Genomic DNA, 21,514 nt, shown 5'->3' with positions numbered 1-21,514 from the left:
GCTCTGTCTAGTCCATCCGCGAACAGCGGACCGCGAGGAACTGGAGACAGACCATGGATACGACGTCCAGTGAACGACTGCGTTCCGCGCGGGTGACCTGATGATCATGGCCCGTAGCGCGAGCACGTCCGACACCGAGAATCCGCCGCTGCCGACGCCACTGACCGATGCCCCGCGCCTGGTCGCCAGCGACATCGATGGAACCCTGCTGGTGACTGGACAACTGCCTGCTGTCTCCGTGATCGAGGCAGTCGCTGCGGTCCGGGATGCCGGCCATCACTTCGCTTTGGCTACAGGGCGCTCGCTGTCCGGTGCCCTGACTGCCGCCCGGGAGCTGGGCCTGACTGACGGGTGGCTGGTCGCGTCGAACGGCGCCGTCACCGCGCGACTGGCCGGCGGCTCCTACACCGTCCTGGAGACGCGGGACGTGGACGCCGAGGCCGCGATACGGCTCGCCACCAGGATCCGGCCGGACATGCGGATCGCCGTGGAGATCGTCGGTATCGGCTACCACGTCAGCGAACACTTCCCCGTGCGGGCACTGAACGGTGACCAGGTCAAGGTTGGCCGGCTTAGCGATCTCTGGGTAGGTCCTACACCTCGCGTGGTCGTCTACGGACAGGACGCCCAACGCCTGGTACCCGCGCTACGCGCGGCTGGGCTGACCGCGATCGCGACCCGGGTCGACTGGGTCGACATCACCGTGGGGAGCGTCTCCAAGGCCACCGCGGTCGAACGTCTGCGCCGGGACCTCAACATCCCCGCCGAGCGCACTGTCTCGATCGGGGACGCCGAGAACGACATCGAACTCCTGCAATGGGCCTGGCGCGGGGTGGCCATGGGACACGCCACGGCCCAGGTACAGGACGCGGCCGACGAGGTGACCGGGACCGTCGGCGAAGACGGGGCCGCTGCCGTGCTGGACGCTCTTCGCTCGGCGGCGATGCCGTGACGCGGACGACCTGAGCCGACTGCTCGGCCACTGGACCCGACCTCCGCACGAACCCGCACCGGCCACATCAGGCCACGGAGCGCTCCGGCGTGCCATCAGCAACCTGCCATGCACGACGAAAGGGACAGCGCAATGACCTTGCCCGGAATCCCCACGTACGTCGAGCCCGACACCACACTGCGCGTCAAGATCGGCGACACATGCGGTCTGACCTGCACGTTCTGCCACAACGAAGGCACACCCGTCGCAACAGACAACCGCAATCGCTCAGCCGGCACCTTCACCATCGGCGGCCCGAGCGGGCGCATGTCGATCTACGCCGCCACCAATGGCGCGCAGTTTCTACCCGCCGCGATCCCTGCCGACGAGAGGTTCGGACAGGTCCTCGCTAGCCTGCGCGACGCGCTGGACCTGACCGAGGTGCACCTGACCGGCGGCGAGCCGACCCTGCACCCCGGTGTCGCGGACCTGACCCGGATCGCCGTGGACGCCGGCTACACCGTCGGGATGACGTCCAACGGAGAGAACGGGCGCAACGTCCTGCCAGACTGCGCAGAAGCGGGCCTGGACCGGGTCAACTTCTCTATCTTTGGCACCACCGCCAACGAGCTGGCCGAGGTCCAGCACGCCAAGTACCGCAACCCGAAGCTCGCCGAGCGGAAGATCAAAGAGCTCCACCACTCGATCAGTGCGTGCGAAGCGAACGGGGTCAAGGCCAGCGCGAACATCGTCGTCCTGGACCGCAGCCACGCACCACGCGTGCACCGGCTGCTGGACGAGTACTCGCCCCACTTGACTGTCCGCCTGCTGAATTCCCTCGACCACGGCACTGCGTCCGTGGACGCCATCGAGGCGATCCTGGTCGAACGTGGCGCGGTCCCGGAGGCGAACTACGTCACCGCTGGTGTCTCCGGGTCACGCACGTCCTACCGGTTGCCCGACGGGCGGCGCGTGTACTTCAAGCAGATACGTCCCGTTCGCCTGCCTCAGACGTGTGCCGGGTGCCGGTTCAACAACGACACCGACTGTGAGGAAGGGTTCTATGGCGTGCGGCTTTACTACGATCGCGAGGGCCAGTACCAGGTCGGTGTCTGCATCCAGCGCATGGACCTGTGCCAGCCCATCGACGAGTTCCTCGCGAGCGGTCTCCGGGACGAGATCCTCGCCCTGCGCCAGGCCGAGTACCGAGAGCTGGTCGCCGCCACGGCGCAATGACATGAACCACTCAATCGAAGGGATCCAGCGTGGCGATCGAGCATGAGGGCAAGATCCTCGACATCGACCCTGTTGTCGTCGAGCAGAGGATCCTCGACAAGGGCGGCCGAAAGGTCGGCGAGAAGTTCATGCGCCGATACGTCTACGACATCGCGCCTGGCGACATGTCCAGATGGATCCGGCTGCGCGACACCGGGCTGGAAACCACCCTCTCGGTCAAGGAGATCCGCAGCGACGCGATCGACGGTACCCACGAGACCGAGGTCGTCGTCGATAACTTCGAGGCGACGAACGCGCTGCTCGGGATGCTTGGCTTCACGCCGAAGTCGTACCAGGAGAACAAGCGGGTCAGCTTCCTCCTGGACGGTGCCGAGGTCGAGATCGACACCTGGCCCCAAATCCCGGCCTACATGGAGATCGAAGCCGGATCAGCAGAAGAAGTGATCTGCGTCGCCAACCTGCTCGGCTACAACGAGGCCGACCTGACCGGCGAGAACACGATCAAGGTCTACGCCCGCTACAGCATCGACCTGACCGCCATCCCCGAACTCCGGTTCTGATCTAGACGCCTACGCGCCGGACTCCGCGCGGCCGGGCCCCCGCCGCCGCACCGGCTCCTGGCTGAAGCCATCGTGAAGACCAGCAGACTGGCCGAGATTCCGCCCGCAGCACAAGCGGCCCTTCGAGAAGACCGGCGGTGACCAGCATGACCAGCACCCACCTCAGCAACCCCGTGCTCGTCGTCGTAGACGTACAGAACGGCTTCGTCAACCAACACAGCAAGCATGCTGTCGGAGCCATCGTCGACCTCGTCACGACGTGGACCGCACTGGGACTTCCGGTCGTGTTCACCCGCTACCTCAACCAGCCGGGCAGCGCGTACGAAAAGTACTTCTCCTGGTCCCGCCTCATGGACTCACCAGAGACCGATCTCGTCCCGGAGCTCCAGCCCCTCGCCGTCGGACACCCTGTCATCGACAAGCTCGGCTACACGCTCTTCAGCAGCAAAGGCGCCGAACTTGTACGCGGCCAGGGCTGGAACGACCTGGTCTTCTGCGGCATCGCTACGGAGAGCTGCGTCCTGAAGTCCGCGGCCGATGCGTTCGAGCACGGATACGGCCCGTGGATCGTCACAGACGCCTGCGCCAGCGACGCCGGGCCCGAGACCCATGACGCCGGCCTCACCGTCGCTCGACGTCTGATCGGCCGGAATCAGCTCATCACCAGTTCCACCCTGCTGAAGTCGATCGCCCCCACAGGAGCCGATCGATGACGCCGGACACGGATCTAGTCATCGTCGGCGGCGGGCCTGCCGGATGCGCCGCTGCGGTCATGGCCGCGAGCGTCGGGCTGAGCAGCACCATTGTCGAGCCACGGGAGCGCCTGGGCGGCGCCCTGTGGCACATCGCCGCGACGAACAACATCCTCGGCGGGCACCGGACCGGCCCCAGCCTCGCCACAGCGGTACTAGCCGACGTCGAACGCGCAGCACCCCAGGTCGTGCGGGGCGAGGCCACCAGCATCGAGGCCGGTGACGATTCTGTCAGTGTGACGCTGGCGAACGGCGAGAGCGTCACCGGGCAGCACGTCGTCGTCGCAGCAGGCGTCAAGCCGATCCAACCGCAGGACGCGTCGTGGATCACCGCCACCACTCCCCTGGCACTACGGCCTCTGACAGACGCGGATCCGATGGGCGCCGCCGGCCAGACCTGGCTCGTCCTCGGTGCCGACCGGCCCCTCGGCACCTTCCTGCGTGCCAACCCCGACCTCCACGTCGCGCTGCTGGTCCCCCACCCGCCGTCCGACGTCTACAAGACCGAGGAAATCGCCCACGATCCACGAGTCACCTTGATCCCCGTGGACGTGCTGGCCGTCAACGAGGAGGGCATTGCGCAACCCGGCGACCTGCGCGGCGACCTAACATTCACCAACGTCGGAGTCGCGCCCGTCGCCCTCGACGGACTCGTCCAAGACGAGGATGGCTACTGCCCCGTGACGAGCCAACACTCCCGAGTACATATCGCGGGCGACCTGCGCTCCGCCCGCGGTCAACGAGTACAGACAGCGATGGGATCGGGCGCGGAAGCGGCGCTCAATGCGTACTACGCGATGCGAATCTGATCGGCCACGTGCGTATCCCGGCGCAGGCGAATGACTGAGGATGGGAGCCCGCTCCGGGATGCCTGGACGCGTCCAGGCACCCCGGTTCGATCGCTCGGGGACCTCGTGGACCTCAGCTGGCGATGATGTCGCCGTAGATGATGCCGCGGCCGTTGGTCGTGAGGTAGACGCGGCCGTAGACGAGCGGGTCGCCGGTGATGGCTGATCCCGAGTACGCCCACTGGTGGTCGTCGTCGTTGAGGCGGGTCCAGCGGCTGCCGCCGTCGATCGAGCGGAAGATGGCGGCCTTGCCGCCGATCCGCGCGGAGGTGTAGATCGCCGGGTACGCAGCGTTCTTGGCCGCCTTGCCGAAGCCGACGGACTCCGCGGTCTCGAGCTTGGCGATGCGCTTCCAGGTGGTGCCGCCGTCCTTGGAACGCCACATGCCGCCGGTGATGCCCTTCTTCTCGTCGCCGCGCCCGGCCAGCCAGACATGCTTCTTGTGGCGAGGGACGGCGCGGAAGTCGTCGACGCCCGCGGTGGGCAGTCCCGTCGCTCCTGTGTCGGCGAACGTCACGCCGCCGTCGGTGCTGCGGTAGAACGTGCCACCCGAGAACGCGTACAGGATGGACGAGACGACGCGGTCGGACCGGATCTTCGCCCCCGCCGGGAGGCCCCGCACCGGGATCCAGGTCTCGCCGAGGTCGGTGCTGTACACCGGGGTGACCTCGGAGCTGCCGGGCGTCCAGAAGATCCTGGACCCGTTGGCGTTGATCGCGACGGTGCCGCCGTGGCCGTCGCCGGGCACGCCCTCGACGCGCGCGGCGTTCTTCCAGGTCTTGCCGCGGTCGGTGGAGACGCCGACGTGGCCCTTCTCGTTGCCGTGCACGTTGCCGGTGCCGACGATGATGTCGCGCTTGTACTGGGCGAAGTCGACGCTGGTGCCCGTGGACCAGTCGGTGTCGATCATCGGCTCGGCTCGGCCGAGGTCGGTGTGGACGAAGCCGCCGACGTCGCCGACAGCCGAGACGAGGGACCCGCCGAGAGCGGCGAGGTCGAGGACCGCGCACTCCTCCACGCCTTCGGCGCGGACAGCGACGGTGAACTTCTCGACCGGCAGCGCGACGCGCCGGCCGGCCTCGTCCTGGCCGATGAGCTCGCCCTGCGCGTCCCACCGGGTCAGTTCCTCGGTGCCCCAGATCGTCGCGCCGGTGCCCCACATGATCCGGTCGGAGTTGTGCGGGTCGATCGCGAGGGCGTCGATCATCCACCCGTGCTTGACCGCGTACTGGGGCCCCTGGTTCTCGCCGTTCCAGGACAGCCACGGGCTGCCGCTGTTGTCCATGTCGAACCGGTCGTGGCGGTCCTGGCCCTCGGCGTAGTCCCAGCTGAGCTGCCAGGTGGCGCCGGAGTCGGTGGAGCGGTAGAGGATCTCGTCGGGATACCAGTTGTTGCGCGTGGCCGCCATGAGAGTGCCGGGGTTCTGGCGGTCGACGGTGATCCCGCCGAAGCCCGGGATCACGCCGCGCGGGTTGTACGCGGGGGTGATGTCGGTCCACTCGCCGGTCCGGGTGGCGAGCCGCAGGATCTTTCCGCCGTTGCCGGAGGCGGGCGCGCCGTTGTAGGGGCCGGGGTCGTAGCTGGTGACGACGTACAGGTACCCGTTCGTGTCGTCCACCGCGGACTGGCCGGGGATGGTGCGGTTGCCGTCCGCGGACCCGAGTGCCTCGACCGCGCCGGGAACGGCCTGCCAGGTCGATCCGCCGTCCTCGGAGACGTACAGCGGGTCGTCCGGGTCGGCCACGCCCACATAGACCTTGCCGCCGGCCTGGTCGAAGTCGATCCAGATCACGCCCTGGTTGTCGGCGAGGAGCGGGTTCGACGGGCCGACGACGAAGTTGCCGGGGTTGGGGAAGCTCTCGACCTTGGCCCACGTGCGGCCGTAGTCCTTGGATCGCCACAAGCCGTTCCCCGACGGGGTGCCGAGGTAGAGCTCGGCGTTGTCAGCGGGGTTGACGACCAGGCGCTCGCCCATGCCGCGGCCGGGCATGTTGCCGCCCTGCTTGAACGGGAGCTCTGCGATGCCCCAGGTCTCGCCCTTGTCGTCGGAGTAGAGCACCGCGCCGTTGTTGGGGTCCCAGTCGATGGTGTATGTGCCGACGGCGGCGTAGACACGGTTGGTGTCGACCGGGTCGGTGGCCATGGAGACCACACCGCTGTAGCCCCACTTGTCGCGGCCGACCCAGTCGAGCAGCGGCTTCCAGGTGCGGGAGCGCTGCTGCCAGCGGTAGCAGCCGCCGATGTCGGTGCGGGCGTAGATCAGGTTCCGCTCGGTCTCGTTGAAGATGATGCCGGGCACGAAGCCCCCGCCGTTGATGATGGCGTTCTTCCAGGTGTAGGCGTCAGCACGGTGTACGTGCGCCTGGGCCTGTGCCGACGTGGGCGTGAGGCCGACCGCGATCGCGGCAGCGCCGATCGACGCGAGGAAAGTGCGTCGTTGCATGGTGCTCTCCTTGGGGCTGCTGACCAGTTCGGTCTCTTGTCGAGGTGCGCTTCGTCGCGCACCGGGTCTTGCTGTTGTTGAAGCGCTTCGACAAATAGAAGCGGCGGTGGATGCTCGTGTCAAGGGCAGATTTTAGCCCAACCACCGTTCGATCAGGCGAAACGCTTCGATTACCGGCACGCGACCCGTAGCCCTGACGGTGACGGCCTGCACGTACGTAGTAGCCCTACTTGTCGCGGGCTCGCCCGCTTTCTAGCGTCGTGGTGTCGCACCCCAGCACACAGGAGTACTTCAGGAGATTTCCAACTTCACACCACGAGGTGAGCCCGATGAGAGTCACCGCACTGAGAACGCCCGCCGCCAGAGTCCTGCTCGGCGTCTTCGCCGCCCTGGCCCTGACCCTGACGGCGCTGGTCGCCGCACCGAGCTCCATGATGCCAAGGGCCGAGGCCCACGGCTGGGTCGTGTCGCCGCCCAGCCGCCAGGACCACTGCGCCAAGCGGACCGTGAGCTGGTCCTGCAACGGCGTCGAGTGGGAGCCGCAGAGCGTCGAGGCCCCGAAGGGCTCGATGCTCTGCTCGGGAGGCAGCCGCTTCACCACCCTCGACAACGGCTCGCTCGCCTGGCCGCGCACGGGCATCAACAGCACCCACACGTTCCAGTGGACGCTGACGGCCTTCCACCGCACGGCCAGCTGGGAGTACTTCGTGGACGGGCGGCACTTCAAGACGGTGAACGACGGCGGCGCCACCCCGGCACCCACCGTCACCCACACGCTGTCCGGCCTGCCGAGCGGTAACCACACGATCCTCGCCCGGTGGAACGTGTACGACACCGCCATGGCGTTCTACGCCTGCATGGACGTGAACGTCCGCAGCGGCAGCGCGGGCGCGAGCACCGGTAGCGAGCTCCTGGACGGGAACGGACGCCTGCTGGCGACGCGCCTGTAATAGGCCGAACGGCTGGTGTCCAGCGTCGGACACCAGCCGTTCGCACGCCCCGGACAAGAAATACGGGGATATGCGTAGGGATTCACCCTCATGGCCGACGGAAGTTTCGGGGCGAAGGTCGCCGCCCGGCCGGCTGTGTTGCCCAGTGCCCGCGGACGCCCCGAATCAGGAGCACTTTTTCACCCGCTTCGTGGGACGATCGTGGTGTGTCGAACGCGCTCGTCGGCATCGGCCCGACGCCCGTCGAAGTGCCGTCCGTCGTACACGACCTGGCCGATCGGCTGCGGTCCGGGGCGACGGTGGTACCGGTGTGGCGCAACGAGTACGGCGGCCTCACGGTCCGGCTCGAGACGGAGTCCGGCAGCCGGCGTTCGTACCTCAAGTGGGTGCCCGACGGCGCCCCGTGCCCCGACCCACTCGCCGAGGCCGACCGCCTGGTCTGGGCCGCCTCGTTCACCCGGGTCCCCCGCGTGCAGGACGCCGGACGGGACGTCCAGGGTTCGTGGCTGCTGACGGCGGCGGTCGAGGTCGGCGGCGAGATCGCGTCGTCGGCCATCGAGCCCCGGTGGCACGGCCGGGCCGAGCGCTCCGCGATAGCGATAGGCACCGGCCTGCGCCGCTTCCACGACGCGCTCCCCACCGACACCTGCCCGTTCGTCCGCACGGCCGAGACCCGTGTCGCCGCGCTGACGGCCGCGCTCGGTACGGCGGAGCGCGCGACGACCGCCGCCGCGCTCGGGACCCCGCCGCCGGTCGACCGGGCGGTCGTCTGCCACGGGGACGCCACGGTGCCGAACACGCTCCTCGACCAGGCAGGCAGGTTCGTGGCCCACGTCGACGTCGGGGACCTGGGCGTCGCGGACCGCTGGTCCGACATCGCGGTGACCACGCGCAGCGTCACGCGCCGCTACGGACCCGGCCTCGAACCCCTGGTGCTCACCGCCTACGGCGTGGCACCCGACCGCGAGCGCACCGCCTACTACCGGGCCCTGTGGGACGCCGAGGAGAGCGTGCGGGTCCGACAGGGGGTGTCCGGGGTAGGCGGCGCCCGGTCGGCGGCTCGGTCGGCGGCCAGGTCAGCGGCGCTCGGTCAGCGGCGCCGCGCATCGTAGACGCGGTGCATCAGGAGCTCGATGGGCCCGCGCGGCCACCGCCGCAGCCAGAGCGGCGCCAGGACCATCAGCGCGAGCGAGATGCCCGCCCACACCGCCACGGCCTGCCAGGGTCCGCCGCCGGCGAGCCCGAACCCCCAGTCGTAGCAGAGCACCGACGCGAACACGTTCTGCAGCACGTAGCACGACAGCGCCGTCCGCCCGATGCCCTCGACACCCCGGCGGAGCAGGCCGGGACGGCTCTTCGACCGCGCGACGAGCGTGGTGCCCAGCGCCAGGATGCCCACGGCCACCAGCGGCGGGACCAGGTACCGGTCCACGAGGAACCAGTCCGGCCCGGCCCAGGCCGTCAGCGCGTTGAGCGGGATGCCGACACCCAGTCCCACCCATGCGAGCCGACGGCGCAGCCGCGCCCCGTCCTCGGTCGTCGTGAACAGGCCCGCGCGCACGAGCCGGGAGCCGACCAGGAACAGCACGGTGGCCGACGGCACGATCAGGATCAGCTCGATCCGGAACACCGCAATGTACTCGAGACGCAGCAGGACCTGGTCGAACCAGCTCGCGGTCGACAGGGCCGCTGCGTCTGCGGTCTGCGCCCCGCCTGCCCCGGCCGACGTCGCCTCCGACCCGCCCGTCGCGACCATCAGCGCCGTGGCGCCCGCGATCCCTGCCACGAAGAGCCCTGCCAGCGCGCCGCCCCAGGCGCGCACCACCCGGTCGCTCCGCCCGATGAGGTACGCGGCCAGGAGGGACGCGATCGCGTAGCCCATCAGGACGTCGAACTCGAAGACGAGGACGTAGTGCACCAGTCCCTCGACGAACAGGATCCCGGCACGCAGCACGTAGCGGCCCGGCCACGGCATGCCGCGGCGGACCATCGACCGGTACTGCAGCTCGAGACCTACCCCGAACAGCAGGGTGAGCAGCCCGAGGAACTTGCCGTTGGCCAGCGCCTGCAGCACCCGCTGCGCCGGGTCCGCTATGTCGAAGCCGTCGGAGATCCACTCGCCGGGACCACCGGGCGTCGTGAAGATCCAGATGTTGCTGGCGAGGGTGCCGATGATCGCCAGCCCGCGCAGCACGTCGAGCGCGGCGATCCGGCCGCCGGTGCTCGGAGTGGCGCTCGCCGGCGTCCGCGCGGGTGACGTGGTCGATGGTGTCTTGGCAGGCATGTCCCGACCCTGTCGCGGTCCGGCCGCCGCGTCGTCGGCCGGACGGACGATCTCCCGCCGCCCGTGTACATCGTTCGGAGGACCCCGGCCGACGATCTTCGCCCCACCCGGCGCGGCGTCCGGAAAACACGTCGTGGCGGCGCGGCGAGGTCTGGCACGCTGGCCACATGACGATCCCCACCGGTGAGATCTCCGTGCCCGACGTCGTACGGGAGCTCGCCGGCGAAGCGCTCGTCACGCCTGCCTGGAGCAACGAGCTCGGTGGTCTCACGTTCCGCGTCGACCCGGTGCCGGCGTCTCTGCAGCGGCCCGCCTACTTCGTGAAGTGGGCGCCCCGCTCGGACCGGGCCACCATCGAGGGCGTCGATCTCGCCGGCGAGGCGGCACGGATGCAGTGGGCGGCTCCCTACACACCGGTGCCGGAGGTGCTCGAGGTCGGCGCCGACGAGGACGGCGAGTGGCTCGCGACGCTGGCGATCGACGCGCGCTCCGCCGTCGACCCCCGGTGGCTCGCCGAGCCAGAGACCGCCGCCCGGGCGATCGGCGCCGGCCTGCGTGCGCTCCACGACGCCCTTCCCGTGGACGAGTGCCCGTGGACCTGGAGCATCGACGACCGGATCGCCGTCGCCGAGGCGCTGGCGGCCGGCGGCCAGGCGTCCGACGGCTGGTCGGCCGAGGCACGCGCACGTGCCGCCGACGCGCCGGACCACGACCGGCTGGTCGTCTGCCACGGTGACGCCTGCGCACCCAACACCCTGCTCGACGACGACGGCGGCTGGGCGGGACACGTGGACCTCGGCGCGCTCGGGGTCGCCGACCGCTGGGCCGACCTGTCCATCGCGACCTACAGCATGGGCTGGAACTACGGGCCCGGCTACGACCACCTCGTCTACGACGCGTACGGGATCGACGAGGACCCCGAGCGCGTCGCCTACTACCGGCTCCTGTGGGACCTGGGCTGAGCGCGCCGGGCTCGGGAACCCGCTACGCGGTCACCGTCTGATCCGCCCGGCGGGCCCGGTGGGCCGCCTGGGCGTTGCGGTTGCTGCACGTGGTGGAGCAGTAGCGGCGTGAGCGGTTGCGGGAGAGGTCGAGGACTATGCCCTCGCAGTCGCTGTCCGCGCAGACCGCGAGGCGGGACAGCTCGTCGTCCCGGATCACGTCGATCATCGCCATCGCCGTCTCCACGAGGATGCGGGTGGCGAGCGGGGCGTCGGCGGGCACCGCGTGGATGTGCCAGTCCAGGGGCGGATGGCGGACGAGCTGAGGTACCGCGCCCGCGGCGGCCAGCATCTCGTTGACCAGCTGCGCCGCCGAGTCCCGGTCTGCCGTGAGCAGCTCCCGCAGGGGGGCCTGGAGCTCCAGCACCTCGTCGAGCTCGGCCCGGGTGCCGTCGTGCCGCCCCGTGTAGCCGTGCCGGACGAAGAACGCGTCCAGCTCCGCGACGGTCGTGAGCGTGACCGGCGGCTCTGCGGCGTTCACCAGTGCGACGGTGGCCTGGAGCGCTTCCTCGGTGTCATGAGTGAAAACCACGTTGACACCTTATCTCGGCGCCCCCTACTGTCAGGACCCATGAGCGCTGTGACACCTGACACTGGCGGGCCGGGCTCGATCACGACCGGAGCCGACGCCGTCCGGACCCCGCCGACCCGACGGCTGGCCACCGGCCTCGTGTTCGCGGGGCTCTCCGCCGCAGCGTTCAGCCTGTCCGGGGTGTTCGCGAGCGGGCTGCTGGACACCGGCTGGAGCCCGGGCGCCATGGTCCTCGCCCGCGTCGTGCTGGCTGCGGTGGTGGTGCTCCCGCTCGGCATCGTGTCGTTGCGCGGGGACTGGGGGCCCGTGCGGCGCAATCTCGGACTCATCGCGATCTACGGTGCGGTCTCGGTGGCCGGCTGCCAGTTCGCCTACTTCTCCGCCGTGCAGTACATGGCCATCGGCCCGGCCCTGCTCATCGAGTACACGGCGCCGGCAGCAGTGGTGCTCTGGTTCTGGCTGCGGCACGGACAGCGGCCGACCAGGGCCACCGTCATGGGCACGCTGCTCGCCGCGATCGGGCTCGTCCTGGTGCTGAACCTGGTCTCCGGCGACCCCGGCGCCACCGCCGTCGATCCCGCGGGCGTGGCCTGGGCCCTTGTCGCGATGCTCGGCGTCTCCACCTACTTCGTCATCAACGCGAACGTCGACACCGGCCTGCCGCCGCTCGCCCTGGCCGCCGGCGGCCTGACCACCGCTTCCCTGGCACTGGGCCTGCTCGGTGCGACGGGGATCATGCCCCTGACCTACAGCACCGCATCGCCCGTCTACGCGGGCACGGAGGTGCCGTGGTGGCTTCCGATCCTCGGCCTCGGCATCGTGACGGCCGGGTTCGCCTACGTCGCGGGGATCGCCGCCGGCCGCCTCCTCGGCCCGCGCCTGTCGTCCTTCGTCGGGCTGTTCGAGGTCGTCGCGGCCATCGGGTTCGCCTGGCTGCTGCTGGGCGAGCTCCCCCAGCCCATCCAGCTGGTGGGCGGCGTCCTGATCCTCGCCGGTGTCGTCGCGGTCCAGGCCGGCGAGAAGCGGTCGGAGGCCGCGCCGGCGCGCGAGACGCCAGCATGCGAGAACTAGCCAAGTCCGACAGCACGCTTCACCCGCCTGCAAGAATGGGCAGCACCATGACGGCGCCCTCCTCGACAACCTCGACCTCCGCGACAGCCTTCTCCGCCACCAGCGATCCCAGACCGGCGTCGGCCACCCCCAAACCTGGCGGGACCCTCATCCCGTACCTGCCCGCACCGACGGGCAAGGATCCCGATCCGGACGTCCTGTTCGAGAGCTTCAGCGAGTGGGCCGCCAGCGGCGGGCGCGCGCTCTACCCGCACCAGGAGGAAGCCCTCCTGGAGGTCATGACGGGTTCCCACGTAGTGCTCGCGACGCCGACGGGCTCCGGCAAGTCGATGGTCGCCATGGGTGCGCAGTTCGCCGCCCTGGCCGCCCACCGGTCGGGACGCGGCGGGCGCACCTACTACACCGCGCCGCTGAAGGCGCTGGTCAGCGAGAAGTTCTTCGACCTGGTGGCGGCGTTCGGCTCGAAGAACGTCGGCATGATGACCGGCGACTCCGCCGTCAACCCCGACGCCCCCATCATCTGCTGCACCGCGGAGATCCTCGCGAACGTCGCGCTCCGCCGCGGCGACAGCGGGAGCGGCAGCGGCGTGGACGCCGACGACGACGCCATCTCGCAGGTAGTCATGGACGAGTTCCACTACTACGGCGACCCCCAGCGCGGCTGGGCCTGGCAGGTCCCGCTGCTGGAGCTCACCGACACCCAGTTCATCCTCATGAGCGCCACGCTGGGCGACACGTCCCGGCTCCGCGAGGACATCGAGGAGCGCACCAGCCGGCCCGTCGCCGAGGTCGCGGGCGCCGAGCGCCCGGTTCCGCTCACGTTCTCCTACGTCGTCGAGCCGCTCACCGACGTCATCCAGGAGCTCGTCACGACCCACCGCGCCCCGGTGTACGTCGTCCACTTCACGCAGAAGGACGCCGTCGACCGGGCGCAGTCCATGCTGTCCATGAACGTCTCCACCAAGTCCGAGAAGGAGGCGATCATCGCGGAGATGGGCGCCTTCCGGTTCGGCACCGGTTTCGGCAAGACGCTCAGCAAGTTCCTGCGGCACGGCGTCGGCGTGCACCACGCGGGCATGCTGCCGAAGTACCGCCGCCTCGTGGAGCGCCTCACGCAGAAGGGCCTGCTCAAGGTCGTGTGCGGCACGGACACCCTGGGCGTCGGCATCAACGTGCCGATCCGTACGGTGCTGCTGACCAGCCTCGTGAAGTACGACGGCGAGCGCATGCGCCACCTGAGCGCCCGCGAGTTCCACCAGATCGCGGGGCGCGCGGGCCGCGCCGGGTTCGACACGGTGGGCGAGGTGCTCGTCATGGCGCCGGACCACGTCATCGAGAACCGCAAGGTCCTGGCCAAGGCCGGCGACGACCCGAAGAAGCTCAAGAAGATCGTCCGCAAGAAGGCGCCGTCGGGCAGCGTGAACTGGACCGACGCGACCTTCGAACGCCTGCGCGACGCCGATCCGGAGCCGCTCGTCTCCCAGTTCCGCGTGAACCACGCGATGGTGCTGAACGTCCTGGCCCGCGCGTCGGCCCGGTCGGCGGGGCACGGCGCCGCGGGCACGGCAGGCGATCCCGTGGACGCAATGCGCCACCTCCTGACGGCCAACCACGACACCGAGACGCAGCAGGCCGAGCACGTGCGGCAGGCGTTCCGGATCTACCGCTCCCTGCGGATCGCGGGCGTCGTCGAGAAGGTCCGGGTGCCCGACGCCGAGGGCCGGCTCCGCCCGTCCGCCCGCCTCATGGTGGACCTCCCCCGGGACTTCGCGCTGAACCAGCCGCTCTCGCCGTTCGCCCTGGCCGCGATGGACCTGCTCGACGTCGAGAGCCCGACGCATGCGCTCGACGTCGTCTCCATCATCGAGGCCACCCTCGACGACCCGCGCCAGGTGCTCATGGGCCAGCAGAACCGGGCCCGCGGCGAGGCGGTCGCGGCGATGAAGGCCGAGGGCCTGGAGTACGAGGAGCGCATGGAGCTGCTCGAGGAGGTCACGTGGCCCAAGCCGCTGGCCGACCTCCTGGAGCCCGCGTTCCAGACCTACCGCCGCACCAACCCGTGGGTGGCGGACGCCGAGCTCTCCCCCAAGTCCGTGGTGCGCGACATGGTCGAGAAGGCCATGACCTTCGCCGAGATCGTGAGCGTCTACGGGCTGGAGCGCACCGAGGGCGTGGTGCTGCGCTACCTCGCCGACGCCTTCCGCGCGGTACGCCAGGTGGTCCCCGACGAGCACCGCACCGAAGAGGTGCAGGAGATCATCGAGTGGCTCGGCGAGCTCGTGCGCGGCGTCGACTCGTCGTTGCTCGACGAGTGGGAGCGCTTGGCCAACCCCGTGGACGACGATGCCGACCTCGTGACGAACGGCGAGCTGGCCGACGCCGGAGCCGAGGCCCCCGCGCGACCCGTCACCGGCAACCCGCGCGCGTTCCGCCGGCTGGTCCGCAACGCGATGTTCCGCCGCGTCGAGCTGATCGCGCGCGAGTCCTACGGGGCGCTGGCGGCGCTGGGCGGCGGCTGGGACGCCGACGCCTGGGGGGACGCCCTGGACCCGCTGTTCGAGGAACAGGGCGACGACGCCGTCGGCTTCGGCCCGGAGGCACGGTCGGGTGCGCTGCTGACGATCCTCGAGCCGGGCGCCGAGCTGCCCGGGAGCGCCGACGGCGATTCCGTCCGCGTCGAGGCCGGGACCTGGTGGGTCCGGCAGGTGCTCGACGACGCCGACAGCAACCGCGACTGGGCCTTCACCGCCCTGGTCGACCTCGCGGCGAGCGACGAGGCAGGCGAGGTAGTGCTCACGGTGCTGGGCGTCGGACAGATCTGACCCCGGAGACGACGCCGGCCGGCGCGGGAGAACCCGCACCGGCCGGGGCCAGTGGCGCTACGTCGAGCAGCGCCGCGACCGAGCTGTCAGAGCTGCTCGGGCGATCAGAACTTGCCGGTGACCCAGAACTTCTCGGTCGACCACGGGTGACCGGTCTCGGTGCGCCAGTGGGAGAGGTACGTGCCGCCGGAGTACAGGCTCACCCACGGGTCGCCGAGGTACCAGTTCTTGCCGTACCCGATCTGCTGGGCGTAGTCCTTGTCGACCTTGACCGTGTACCGCACGACGACGCGCTTGCCGTCGGTGGACCTGGCGATCGTCTTGCCGCCGCCTGCGCCGTCCACGTAGACATGGTTGTCGGCCGACGTCCCGTACTCGATCCAGTTCAGGTTCAGAGCCGAGATCTTGCGGTTGGAGTGCACGCGCATGTCGACGGAGATCCAGACGTCGCCGTCGGCCTCGACGTTCGCCCGCGGCGCCGAGAAGTACGCCCCGAACTCGTAGAACGCACCGCCCGATGCGCGGTGGGAGTCGTACAGGTCGCGGTCGTTGGTGCCGACCATGGTCGGCACGTCCGTGGAGGCCTGAGCCGTGCCCGCAACCCCGACCAGTGACGCGGCCACGAGTGTTGCGACGACCAAAGCTGACTTGAGGCGCCTCATCGGCGCTCCTTCCATCCAGACGGACGGCGGCGCCTGCCGTTTCCAGAGAGGCTGCCGCCGAGCGGTCCTGAAACGACACGCCGCGTCCAGTCTTCCCCGGGGCGCCAGTCGCCCGGCCCCGAAGAGCGGGTGATCTATGGACAAACCAGGGTGAATTCATCTGAAGTACTAAGTTTGCCACCTATTTACCAAAGATCGGTCTTCACCTAAACTTCGCTTATTAGAGTCCCGGTCAGCAGCGCCGCGCGGGCGCTGCCTGGAGACAGGAGTGCCATGACGACGCACCTGCGAACGCCCGACCGAAAGACCTCGACCACCTCATCCACCGCTGCCCTCCCCGCCATCGACGTGTCCACCGGCAGTGCCGCCGGTATGACCACCGGCATGACCACCGGCATGACGACCGGCATCGCCGCCGGCGTCATCGCCCTCTTCCTCACCGCCGTCGGCCTGATCGCCACGGCGCCTCCCGCCGGTGCGGCACCCCTGGCCGCCGACGGCCCCGGTGTCGGGACACCGTGGGTCGTCACCCTCGGCGACTCCTACATCTCCGGGGAGGCCGGCCGATGGGCCGGCGCCTCCAACGACGACTACCGGCGCGCCGACGCGCTCGGCCCCAACGCCTACCACGACAACCCCAGCGGCACCGGCGAGACCATCGCCCGCTGCCATCGGGCGTCGACCGCCGAGGCCCACATCGGCGGCGGCGTCAACGGACTCAACCTCGCCTGCAGCGGGGCCCGGACCGCCACCTCGGCCGGCACGAACTTCAAGCCCGGCATCGACTTCTTCAACAGCTCGGCGGGCAAGGGCCAGGCGCTCATGCTCCAGGAGGCGGCCGCCACCAGGAACGTGCGCATGGTCGTGGTCTCGATCGGCGGGAACGACTTCGAGTTCGCGAGCGCCGTCCAGACCTGCGTGGTCAACTTCCTCACCTCACCGTCCTGGTGGAAGAACTACTGCCACGACGACAGCTCCGTCGCGGAGAACTTCACCGCCGCGAACGTGGCCGCCATCCGGTCCCGGGTGGCGGGAGCACTCGGCAACGTCGCGACCGCGATGAGCAACGCCGGGTACAGCACCTCCCAGTGGACCCTGGTGGTCCAGACCTATCCGTCGCCCATGCCGAGCGGCTCCGGCTTCCGGTACTCCGAGTCCGGCTACACGCGCCAGTCCGTCGGCGGGTGCGGCGTCTGGAACCGGGACGCCGACTGGGCCAACGCCACCGCGCTGCCCACCATCAACGGTGCGCTGCTGGGTGCCGCGTCCGACGTCGGGCTGCCGAACGTCCGCACCCTCGACATGACGCACGCGTTCGACGGCAAGCGGCTGTGCGAGAACGGCGTCGGACTGTACGAGGAGATGGGCCTGCCTAACTGGCAGTCGCCCGGCGCCGCCGACCGGACGGAGTGGGTCAACCAGGTCCGCACCGTCACCACGATCGGCGACTCGCCGTACTTCGTCCAGGAGTCGCTGCACCCCAGCTACTGGGGACAGCTCGCGATGCGCAACTGCCTGCGGCAGGTGTGGAACGGCGGGACCCCGCGCAGCGGAAGCTGCACGGTGGGCAACCTCGGAACGGCCAGGCTCACCCCATCGGGCGAGCCATCGATGATCCTGGGCCCGCTGGCCAAGGGCTAACCGACACCCGGATCCGGCGAGCGCAGACTTGGTTGCGGTTGGAGGCCCTCTTTCCGCGACCAAGCCTGCGCTCGCCGCCCGGGCTCCAGGCATTACGGCCCGAGCAAGGCGGCCGGCACCACCGCGACACCGTCCGGGCGCCGATAGGCGTGCCGCGTCCACCGATCGACGGACGGTGTCCACACCTACTACGCTCGATTTCGCACACCTGCCACACTCGGTTCCGCACACTAAGCACACTTGGTTTCGCACCAAGGGACCGCCCCGATTCTCAGCCGGCCAAGCCCAGGAGGCCGCGGGTCAGGGTCGCCAGGCCGCCGACGTAGGCGAGCGTCACGAGCACCTTGCGCGTGGCGCTCGCCGAGATCCGTCCCACGAGCAGCTCGCCCAGCCCGACGGACGCCAGGAGGGCCACGAACACCGTCGCCCACTCCCACACCGCCAGGTCCGGGAACGTGGCGTCGGCGACCAGGAGCTTCGCCGTCATCGCCGCGAGCGCGTTGGTCAGGAAGATCGGCTGGACCGTGGCCGCGAACGCTCGCGGGTCCCAGCGGTCGAGCACGGAGTAGACGGCGATGGGCGGGCCGCTGATCCCGGCCGCGACGCTGCCGAACCCGGCCGCCGCACCGGTGATCAGCAGCGGCAGGCGCGCCTCCGGCGCGAACGCGCGCTCCGCCCCGCGCAGGCGCGAGGTGATCTGAGCAAGCGCCATCGCGCCCACCACGATGGCACCCATGCTGATCTCCAGCACGGACGCGCTCGCGTCCCGGATGAGCAGCGCTGCCGGCACGGTGACGAGGATCGACGCCGTGACGAGCCAGCGGTAGCGGCGCCAGTCGACGCCGCGGATCGTGCGCCCGAGCACCAGCAGCGCCATCATCGCGCCGGCGAGGTTGACGAAGAGCACGCCCTCGACGGGGCCGATCAGGAGCACGATGAACGGGCCGGCGACGAGCCCGAAGCCCATCCCGGCGACGCGTTGCAGGGAGCCCCCGACGAGGATGGCGACGACCAGGAGGGCTAACACGTTACCCACGCTAACTGATCGCCCCGGAAGACCGTGCGCCACCAGGGTCGGAGGGGGCACAATCACGTCGTGGTCAAGAAGACAGCGCGCGCCAGCCATGGGACCCCCGCCGTCGTGGCACTCGAGAAGGCGGGTGTACCGCACACCCTGCACCCCTACGAGCACGACCCGTCGAGCGACCTGAGCTACGGCATGGAGGCGGCGGAGGCGATAGGCGTCGACGCCCCGCAGGTGTTCAAGACCCTGCTGGCCGACATCGACGGGAAGCTCGTCGTCGGCGTCGTGCCGGTGGACCGCAAGCTGGACCTCAAGGCCCTCGCCCGGGCCGCCGGCGGCAAGAAGGCCGCGATGGCCGAGCCCGCGGCGGCGGAGCGGGCGACCGGGTACGTGGTGGGCGGCATCTCGCCGCTGGGCCAGAAGACGCGGCACCTCACCGTGCTCGACGAGTCCGCGGAGGCGTACGACGTCGTCTACGTCTCCGGCGGCCGACGCGGCCTGGACATCGGCCTGGCCCCGTCCGACCTGCTGACCCTGACCGCCGGGAAGACGGCCCCGATAGCCCGGGACTGACCCGGCCCGGTGCGGCCTGGCCCGGCGAGAACGGGGTTGTGTCCCTCGCCGCGCTCGGTGAGGAACACAACCCCGTTGTCAGCGGCCGTGCTGGATCAGGCGGCTACCTGCTTGCGGTAGGTCGGCAGCAGGGCGTCGCTGGAGACGATCTGCTTGCCGAGCGGCATGAGCGAGACCGGGATGAGCTTGAGGTTCGCCCAGGCCATCGGGATGCCGATGATCGAGATGGCGAGCGGGATCGCGGTGACGATGTGCCCCAGCGCGAGCCACCAGCCGGCCACGATCACCCAGATGACGTTCCCGATCAGGGCGAACGCCCCGGAGCGCGGGCTCTCGACGACCTCACGGCCGAACGGCCACAGGGCGTACCCCGCGATGCGGAAGGACGCGACGCCGAACGGGATGGTGACGATGAGCAGGCAGCAGATGATCCCCGCGAGCATGTACCCGAGCCACAGCCCGAACCCCGCGAAGATGACCCAGATGATGTTCAGCAGCGTCTTCATGGGTCCCATCCTTCCGTAGGGGAGCGGGTCCTCGGAACCGGGAAACCCCCTGATCCCACCCTGAACCGGCGGCGGACGAACGTGCGACCGGACGGCCCGGCCGAAATAGACTCGCCGCGTGCCCGACCAGTCCCAGCCCACCGCGCCGGAGTCCTCCGCGACAGAGCCCTCCGCGACCGGGCCCTCCGCAGCAGGGGCGCACGCTGCTCCCGGTTCGGTCGCCGCCCGGCTCGCCGTCGTCCGCGACCGCATCGCCGCAGCCGCCGTCGCCGCCGGACGCGACCCGGCCGAGGTGCGCCTCCTCGTCGCCACGAAGACGCAGACGCCGGAGGCCGTGCTCGAGGCGCTGGCGGCGGGTGTCGACCTGATCGGCGAGAACCGGGTGCAGGAGCTGGTCGCCAAGGCGCCCGCCGTCGCCGACCGGGTGGCGGCCGGTGCGCTGGAGGTCCACATGATCGGCCACCTCCAGCGCAACAAGATCAACCAGGTGCTGGGCACCACCACGGGCCTGGAGACGCTGGACTCGCTGGAGCTCGCCCAGGCCGTCTCGGACCGCTGCGTGCGCGACGGCCGCACCGGCGATCACGCCCTGGACGTGATGGTCCAGGTCAACGTCACGGGCGAGGAGAGCAAGTACGGAGTCCGGCCCGACGACGCCGTCCCGCTCGCCATCGCGGTCGCCGCGCTGCCCGGCCTGCGGCTGACCGGGTTCATGACGATCGGCGCGCGCCTCCCTGAGCCGGCTGCGGGCGGCACGGCGGAGGACGGATCGGCGGAAGACACGGTCCGCGCAGGGTTCGCCCGGCTGCGGGCCGTCCGCGACGAGGTCCGCGCATCGGGCGCCCCGGGGACGAGCACGGCCACCAACCTCTCGATGGGCATGACCGGCGACCTGGAGCTGGCGATCGCCGAGGGCGCGACCATCGTGCGCGTCGGCACAGCGGTCTTCGGCCCGCGAGTGACCGCCACCACTCTTTGACGCAGGTCACAGACCCGCGCGGGCGAAACGGCTAACGTCGGGGGCTCCCCCACCAACTCCTTGGAGTGATCGCGCCATGCCCACGGCCACCCTGCTGCGCCCCGCCACTGACGCCGACGTCTCGCGCCTGGTCACGCTCAACAACGCATCGATCCCCGCCGTCCCGAACACCCCTGCCGACGACATGGTCGAGCTGCTCGACGCCTCGTCGCTCGCGCTGGTCGCCATCGACCCCGAGACGCCCGCGGACCCGCTCGGCTTCGTCGTCGCGCTCGAGGGCGGCGAGGACTGGGCCGGCGAGAACTACGCCTGGTTCGAGGAGCGGGGCCTGGACCACCTGTACGTGGACCGCATAGTGGTGGGCGAGGGCGCCCGCGGCCGGGGCATCGGCAAGCTCTTCTACGACGCCGTGTTCGACGCCGCCCGCACCGCCGGCCACGACGTCGTCACCTGCGAGGTCAACCTGGACCCGCCGAACCCCGGTTCGCTGCGCTTCCACGGCCGTCTCGGGTTCGAGGAGCGCGGGCAGCAGCTCACCAAGGGCGGCGACATCCTGGTCGCGAAGCTGGCCGCCGAGGTAACCCCCGCCTGACCGCCCGAGGGGGTCCGCGAAGTAGAGCGTGTGTCCGAGCCTCCCCGGGGCGCCCGTGACCTCGGCCATCGCGCGGCCTGCCGCGAGGAAGGCGTCCGCGCCGGTGA

At 70.2% G+C, this 21,514-nt stretch carries 20 protein-coding genes; 14 read left to right on the top strand and 6 right to left on the bottom strand.

Features of this window, described 5'->3' with window-relative positions:
• Positions 1–100: 100 nt before the first annotated feature.
• The 5 genes from AB0F70_RS25825 to AB0F70_RS25805 all read left to right on the top strand — a co-directional run bounded on the left by AB0F70_RS25825 (position 101) and on the right by AB0F70_RS25805 (position 4,288).
• Positions 101–952, top strand: coding sequence for an HAD family hydrolase (locus AB0F70_RS25825; protein ID WP_357455601.1), 852 nt, complete (start codon positions 101–103; stop codon positions 950–952).
• 132 nt (positions 953–1,084) lie between these two features.
• On the top strand, positions 1,085–2,167 hold the full coding sequence (locus tag AB0F70_RS25820; protein ID WP_357455598.1) for a radical SAM protein: 1,083 nt from the start codon (positions 1,085–1,087) through the stop codon (positions 2,165–2,167).
• Between the two features lie 29 nt (positions 2,168–2,196).
• Complete coding sequence (locus AB0F70_RS25815; protein WP_357455595.1) at positions 2,197–2,727, top strand: adenylate cyclase; 531 nt, start codon at positions 2,197–2,199, stop codon at positions 2,725–2,727.
• Positions 2,728–2,873: 146 nt separating this feature from the next.
• Entirely contained in the window at positions 2,874–3,440 is a 567-nt protein-coding gene (locus AB0F70_RS25810) for an isochorismatase family cysteine hydrolase (RefSeq protein WP_357455592.1), read from the top strand.
• On the top strand, positions 3,437–4,288 hold the full coding sequence (locus tag AB0F70_RS25805; protein ID WP_357455589.1) for an FAD-dependent oxidoreductase: 852 nt from the start codon (positions 3,437–3,439) through the stop codon (positions 4,286–4,288). The genes AB0F70_RS25810 and AB0F70_RS25805 overlap by 4 nt, the downstream gene beginning before the upstream one ends.
• A gap of 112 nt (positions 4,289–4,400) precedes the next feature.
• Here AB0F70_RS25805 and AB0F70_RS25800 read toward each other — a convergent pair whose 3' ends face one another.
• The gene (locus tag AB0F70_RS25800) at positions 4,401–6,770 is read right to left on the bottom strand and encodes a xyloglucanase (RefSeq protein WP_357455586.1); all 2,370 of its coding nucleotides are present in this window, start codon (positions 6,768–6,770) and stop codon (positions 4,401–4,403) included.
• A gap of 329 nt (positions 6,771–7,099) precedes the next feature.
• On the opposite strand from AB0F70_RS25800, the gene AB0F70_RS25795 reads away from it, so the two are divergent.
• A complete protein-coding gene (locus tag AB0F70_RS25795; protein WP_357455583.1) occupies positions 7,100–7,720 on the top strand; it encodes a lytic polysaccharide monooxygenase auxiliary activity family 9 protein in 621 nt (206 codons plus the stop codon).
• Between the two features lie 206 nt (positions 7,721–7,926).
• Positions 7,927–8,832: a phosphotransferase gene (locus AB0F70_RS25790; RefSeq protein WP_357455580.1), complete on the top strand. Its 906-nt coding sequence runs from the start codon at positions 7,927–7,929 to the stop codon at positions 8,830–8,832.
• Here the strand turns inward: AB0F70_RS25790 and AB0F70_RS25785 are convergent.
• Positions 8,811–10,004, bottom strand: coding sequence for a DUF418 domain-containing protein (locus AB0F70_RS25785; RefSeq protein ID WP_357455577.1), 1,194 nt, complete (start codon positions 10,002–10,004; stop codon positions 8,811–8,813). The genes AB0F70_RS25790 and AB0F70_RS25785 overlap by 22 nt on opposite strands.
• Positions 10,005–10,171: 167 nt before the next feature.
• On the opposite strand from AB0F70_RS25785, the gene AB0F70_RS25780 reads away from it, so the two are divergent.
• The gene (locus tag AB0F70_RS25780; protein ID WP_357455574.1) at positions 10,172–10,966 is read left to right on the top strand and encodes an aminoglycoside 3'-phosphotransferase; all 795 of its coding nucleotides are present in this window, start codon (positions 10,172–10,174) and stop codon (positions 10,964–10,966) included.
• Positions 10,967–10,988: 22 nt separating this feature from the next.
• Here the strand turns inward: AB0F70_RS25780 and AB0F70_RS25775 are convergent, their stop codons facing one another.
• Positions 10,989–11,537, bottom strand: a complete 549-nt coding sequence (locus tag AB0F70_RS25775) for a CGNR zinc finger domain-containing protein (protein ID WP_357455571.1) — start codon at positions 11,535–11,537, stop codon at positions 10,989–10,991.
• A gap of 39 nt (positions 11,538–11,576) precedes the next feature.
• On the opposite strand from AB0F70_RS25775, the gene AB0F70_RS25770 reads away from it, so the two are divergent.
• Both AB0F70_RS25770 and AB0F70_RS25765 read left to right on the top strand, forming a co-directional pair.
• Positions 11,577–12,608, top strand: a complete 1,032-nt coding sequence (locus AB0F70_RS25770) for an EamA family transporter (RefSeq protein WP_357455567.1) — start codon at positions 11,577–11,579, stop codon at positions 12,606–12,608.
• Positions 12,609–12,655: 47 nt separating this feature from the next.
• Complete coding sequence (locus AB0F70_RS25765) at positions 12,656–15,430, top strand: DUF3516 domain-containing protein (protein ID WP_357455564.1); 2,775 nt, start codon at positions 12,656–12,658, stop codon at positions 15,428–15,430.
• 104 nt (positions 15,431–15,534) lie between these two features.
• Here the strand turns inward: AB0F70_RS25765 and AB0F70_RS25760 are convergent, their stop codons facing one another.
• Positions 15,535–16,092 carry a hypothetical protein gene (locus AB0F70_RS25760; RefSeq protein WP_357455561.1) on the bottom strand — a complete coding sequence of 186 codons (558 nt, stop codon included), beginning with the start codon at positions 16,090–16,092 and terminating at the stop codon, positions 15,535–15,537.
• Between the two features lie 273 nt (positions 16,093–16,365).
• On the opposite strand from AB0F70_RS25760, the gene AB0F70_RS25755 reads away from it, so the two are divergent.
• Positions 16,366–17,733 carry a hypothetical protein gene (locus AB0F70_RS25755; protein ID WP_357455558.1) on the top strand — a complete coding sequence of 456 codons (1,368 nt, stop codon included), beginning with the start codon at positions 16,366–16,368 and terminating at the stop codon, positions 17,731–17,733.
• A 271-nt stretch (positions 17,734–18,004) separates the two neighbouring features.
• Here AB0F70_RS25755 and AB0F70_RS25750 read toward each other — a convergent pair whose 3' ends face one another.
• Positions 18,005–18,760 carry a sulfite exporter TauE/SafE family protein gene (locus tag AB0F70_RS25750; RefSeq protein WP_357455555.1) on the bottom strand — a complete coding sequence of 252 codons (756 nt, stop codon included), beginning with the start codon at positions 18,758–18,760 and terminating at the stop codon, positions 18,005–18,007.
• A 69-nt stretch (positions 18,761–18,829) separates the two neighbouring features.
• Between AB0F70_RS25750 and ybaK the strand changes: the two genes are divergently transcribed.
• Positions 18,830–19,330 carry a Cys-tRNA(Pro) deacylase gene (ybaK, locus tag AB0F70_RS25745; RefSeq protein ID WP_357455552.1) on the top strand — a complete coding sequence of 167 codons (501 nt, stop codon included), beginning with the start codon at positions 18,830–18,832 and terminating at the stop codon, positions 19,328–19,330.
• 95 nt (positions 19,331–19,425) lie between these two features.
• On the opposite strand, the gene AB0F70_RS25740 is transcribed toward ybaK, so the two are convergent.
• Positions 19,426–19,836, bottom strand: a complete 411-nt coding sequence (locus AB0F70_RS25740) for a YccF domain-containing protein (RefSeq protein WP_357455549.1) — start codon at positions 19,834–19,836, stop codon at positions 19,426–19,428.
• A 118-nt stretch (positions 19,837–19,954) separates the two neighbouring features.
• On the opposite strand from AB0F70_RS25740, the gene AB0F70_RS25735 reads away from it, so the two are divergent.
• Positions 19,955–20,815, top strand: a complete 861-nt coding sequence (locus tag AB0F70_RS25735; RefSeq protein ID WP_357455545.1) for a YggS family pyridoxal phosphate-dependent enzyme — start codon at positions 19,955–19,957, stop codon at positions 20,813–20,815.
• A gap of 76 nt (positions 20,816–20,891) precedes the next feature.
• Positions 20,892–21,407, top strand: a complete 516-nt coding sequence (locus AB0F70_RS25730) for a GNAT family N-acetyltransferase (protein WP_357455542.1) — start codon at positions 20,892–20,894, stop codon at positions 21,405–21,407.
• The last annotated feature ends 107 nt before the right edge of the window (positions 21,408–21,514 follow it).

This window comes from Promicromonospora sp. NPDC023805 (assembly GCF_040639635.1).
Lineage (GTDB): Bacteria > Actinomycetota > Actinomycetes > Actinomycetales > Cellulomonadaceae > Promicromonospora.
The sequence above is the reverse complement of the archived record's forward strand: the minus strand, read 5'-3'. Positions and strand labels throughout refer to the sequence as shown.

Bases quoted from the DNA above. Each gene is read 5' to 3' on its own strand.
- AB0F70_RS25810 (WP_357455592.1), top strand. From the start codon at position 2,874: ATGACCAGCACCCACCTCAGCAACCCCGTGCTCGTCGTCGTAGACGTA.
- AB0F70_RS25780 (WP_357455574.1), top strand. From the start codon at position 10,172: ATGACGATCCCCACCGGTGAGATCTCCGTGCCCGACGTCGTACGGGAG.
- AB0F70_RS25820 (WP_357455598.1), top strand. From the start codon at position 1,085: ATGACCTTGCCCGGAATCCCCACGTACGTCGAGCCCGACACCACACTG.
- AB0F70_RS25805 (WP_357455589.1), top strand. From the start codon at position 3,437: ATGACGCCGGACACGGATCTAGTCATCGTCGGCGGCGGGCCTGCCGGA.
- AB0F70_RS25795 (WP_357455583.1), top strand. From the start codon at position 7,100: ATGAGAGTCACCGCACTGAGAACGCCCGCCGCCAGAGTCCTGCTCGGC.
- AB0F70_RS25770 (WP_357455567.1), top strand. From the start codon at position 11,577: ATGAGCGCTGTGACACCTGACACTGGCGGGCCGGGCTCGATCACGACC.
- AB0F70_RS25800 (WP_357455586.1), bottom strand. From the start codon at position 6,770: ATGCAACGACGCACTTTCCTCGCGTCGATCGGCGCTGCCGCGATCGCG.
- AB0F70_RS25825 (WP_357455601.1), top strand. From the start codon at position 101: ATGATCATGGCCCGTAGCGCGAGCACGTCCGACACCGAGAATCCGCCG.
- AB0F70_RS25785 (WP_357455577.1), bottom strand. From the start codon at position 10,004: ATGCCTGCCAAGACACCATCGACCACGTCACCCGCGCGGACGCCGGCG.
- AB0F70_RS25755 (WP_357455558.1), top strand. From the start codon at position 16,366: ATGACGACGCACCTGCGAACGCCCGACCGAAAGACCTCGACCACCTCA.
- AB0F70_RS25765 (WP_357455564.1), top strand. From the start codon at position 12,656: ATGACGGCGCCCTCCTCGACAACCTCGACCTCCGCGACAGCCTTCTCC.
- AB0F70_RS25760 (WP_357455561.1), bottom strand. From the start codon at position 16,092: ATGAGGCGCCTCAAGTCAGCTTTGGTCGTCGCAACACTCGTGGCCGCG.
- AB0F70_RS25730 (WP_357455542.1), top strand. From the start codon at position 20,892: ATGCCCACGGCCACCCTGCTGCGCCCCGCCACTGACGCCGACGTCTCG.
- AB0F70_RS25740 (WP_357455549.1), bottom strand. From the start codon at position 19,836: ATGAAGACGCTGCTGAACATCATCTGGGTCATCTTCGCGGGGTTCGGG.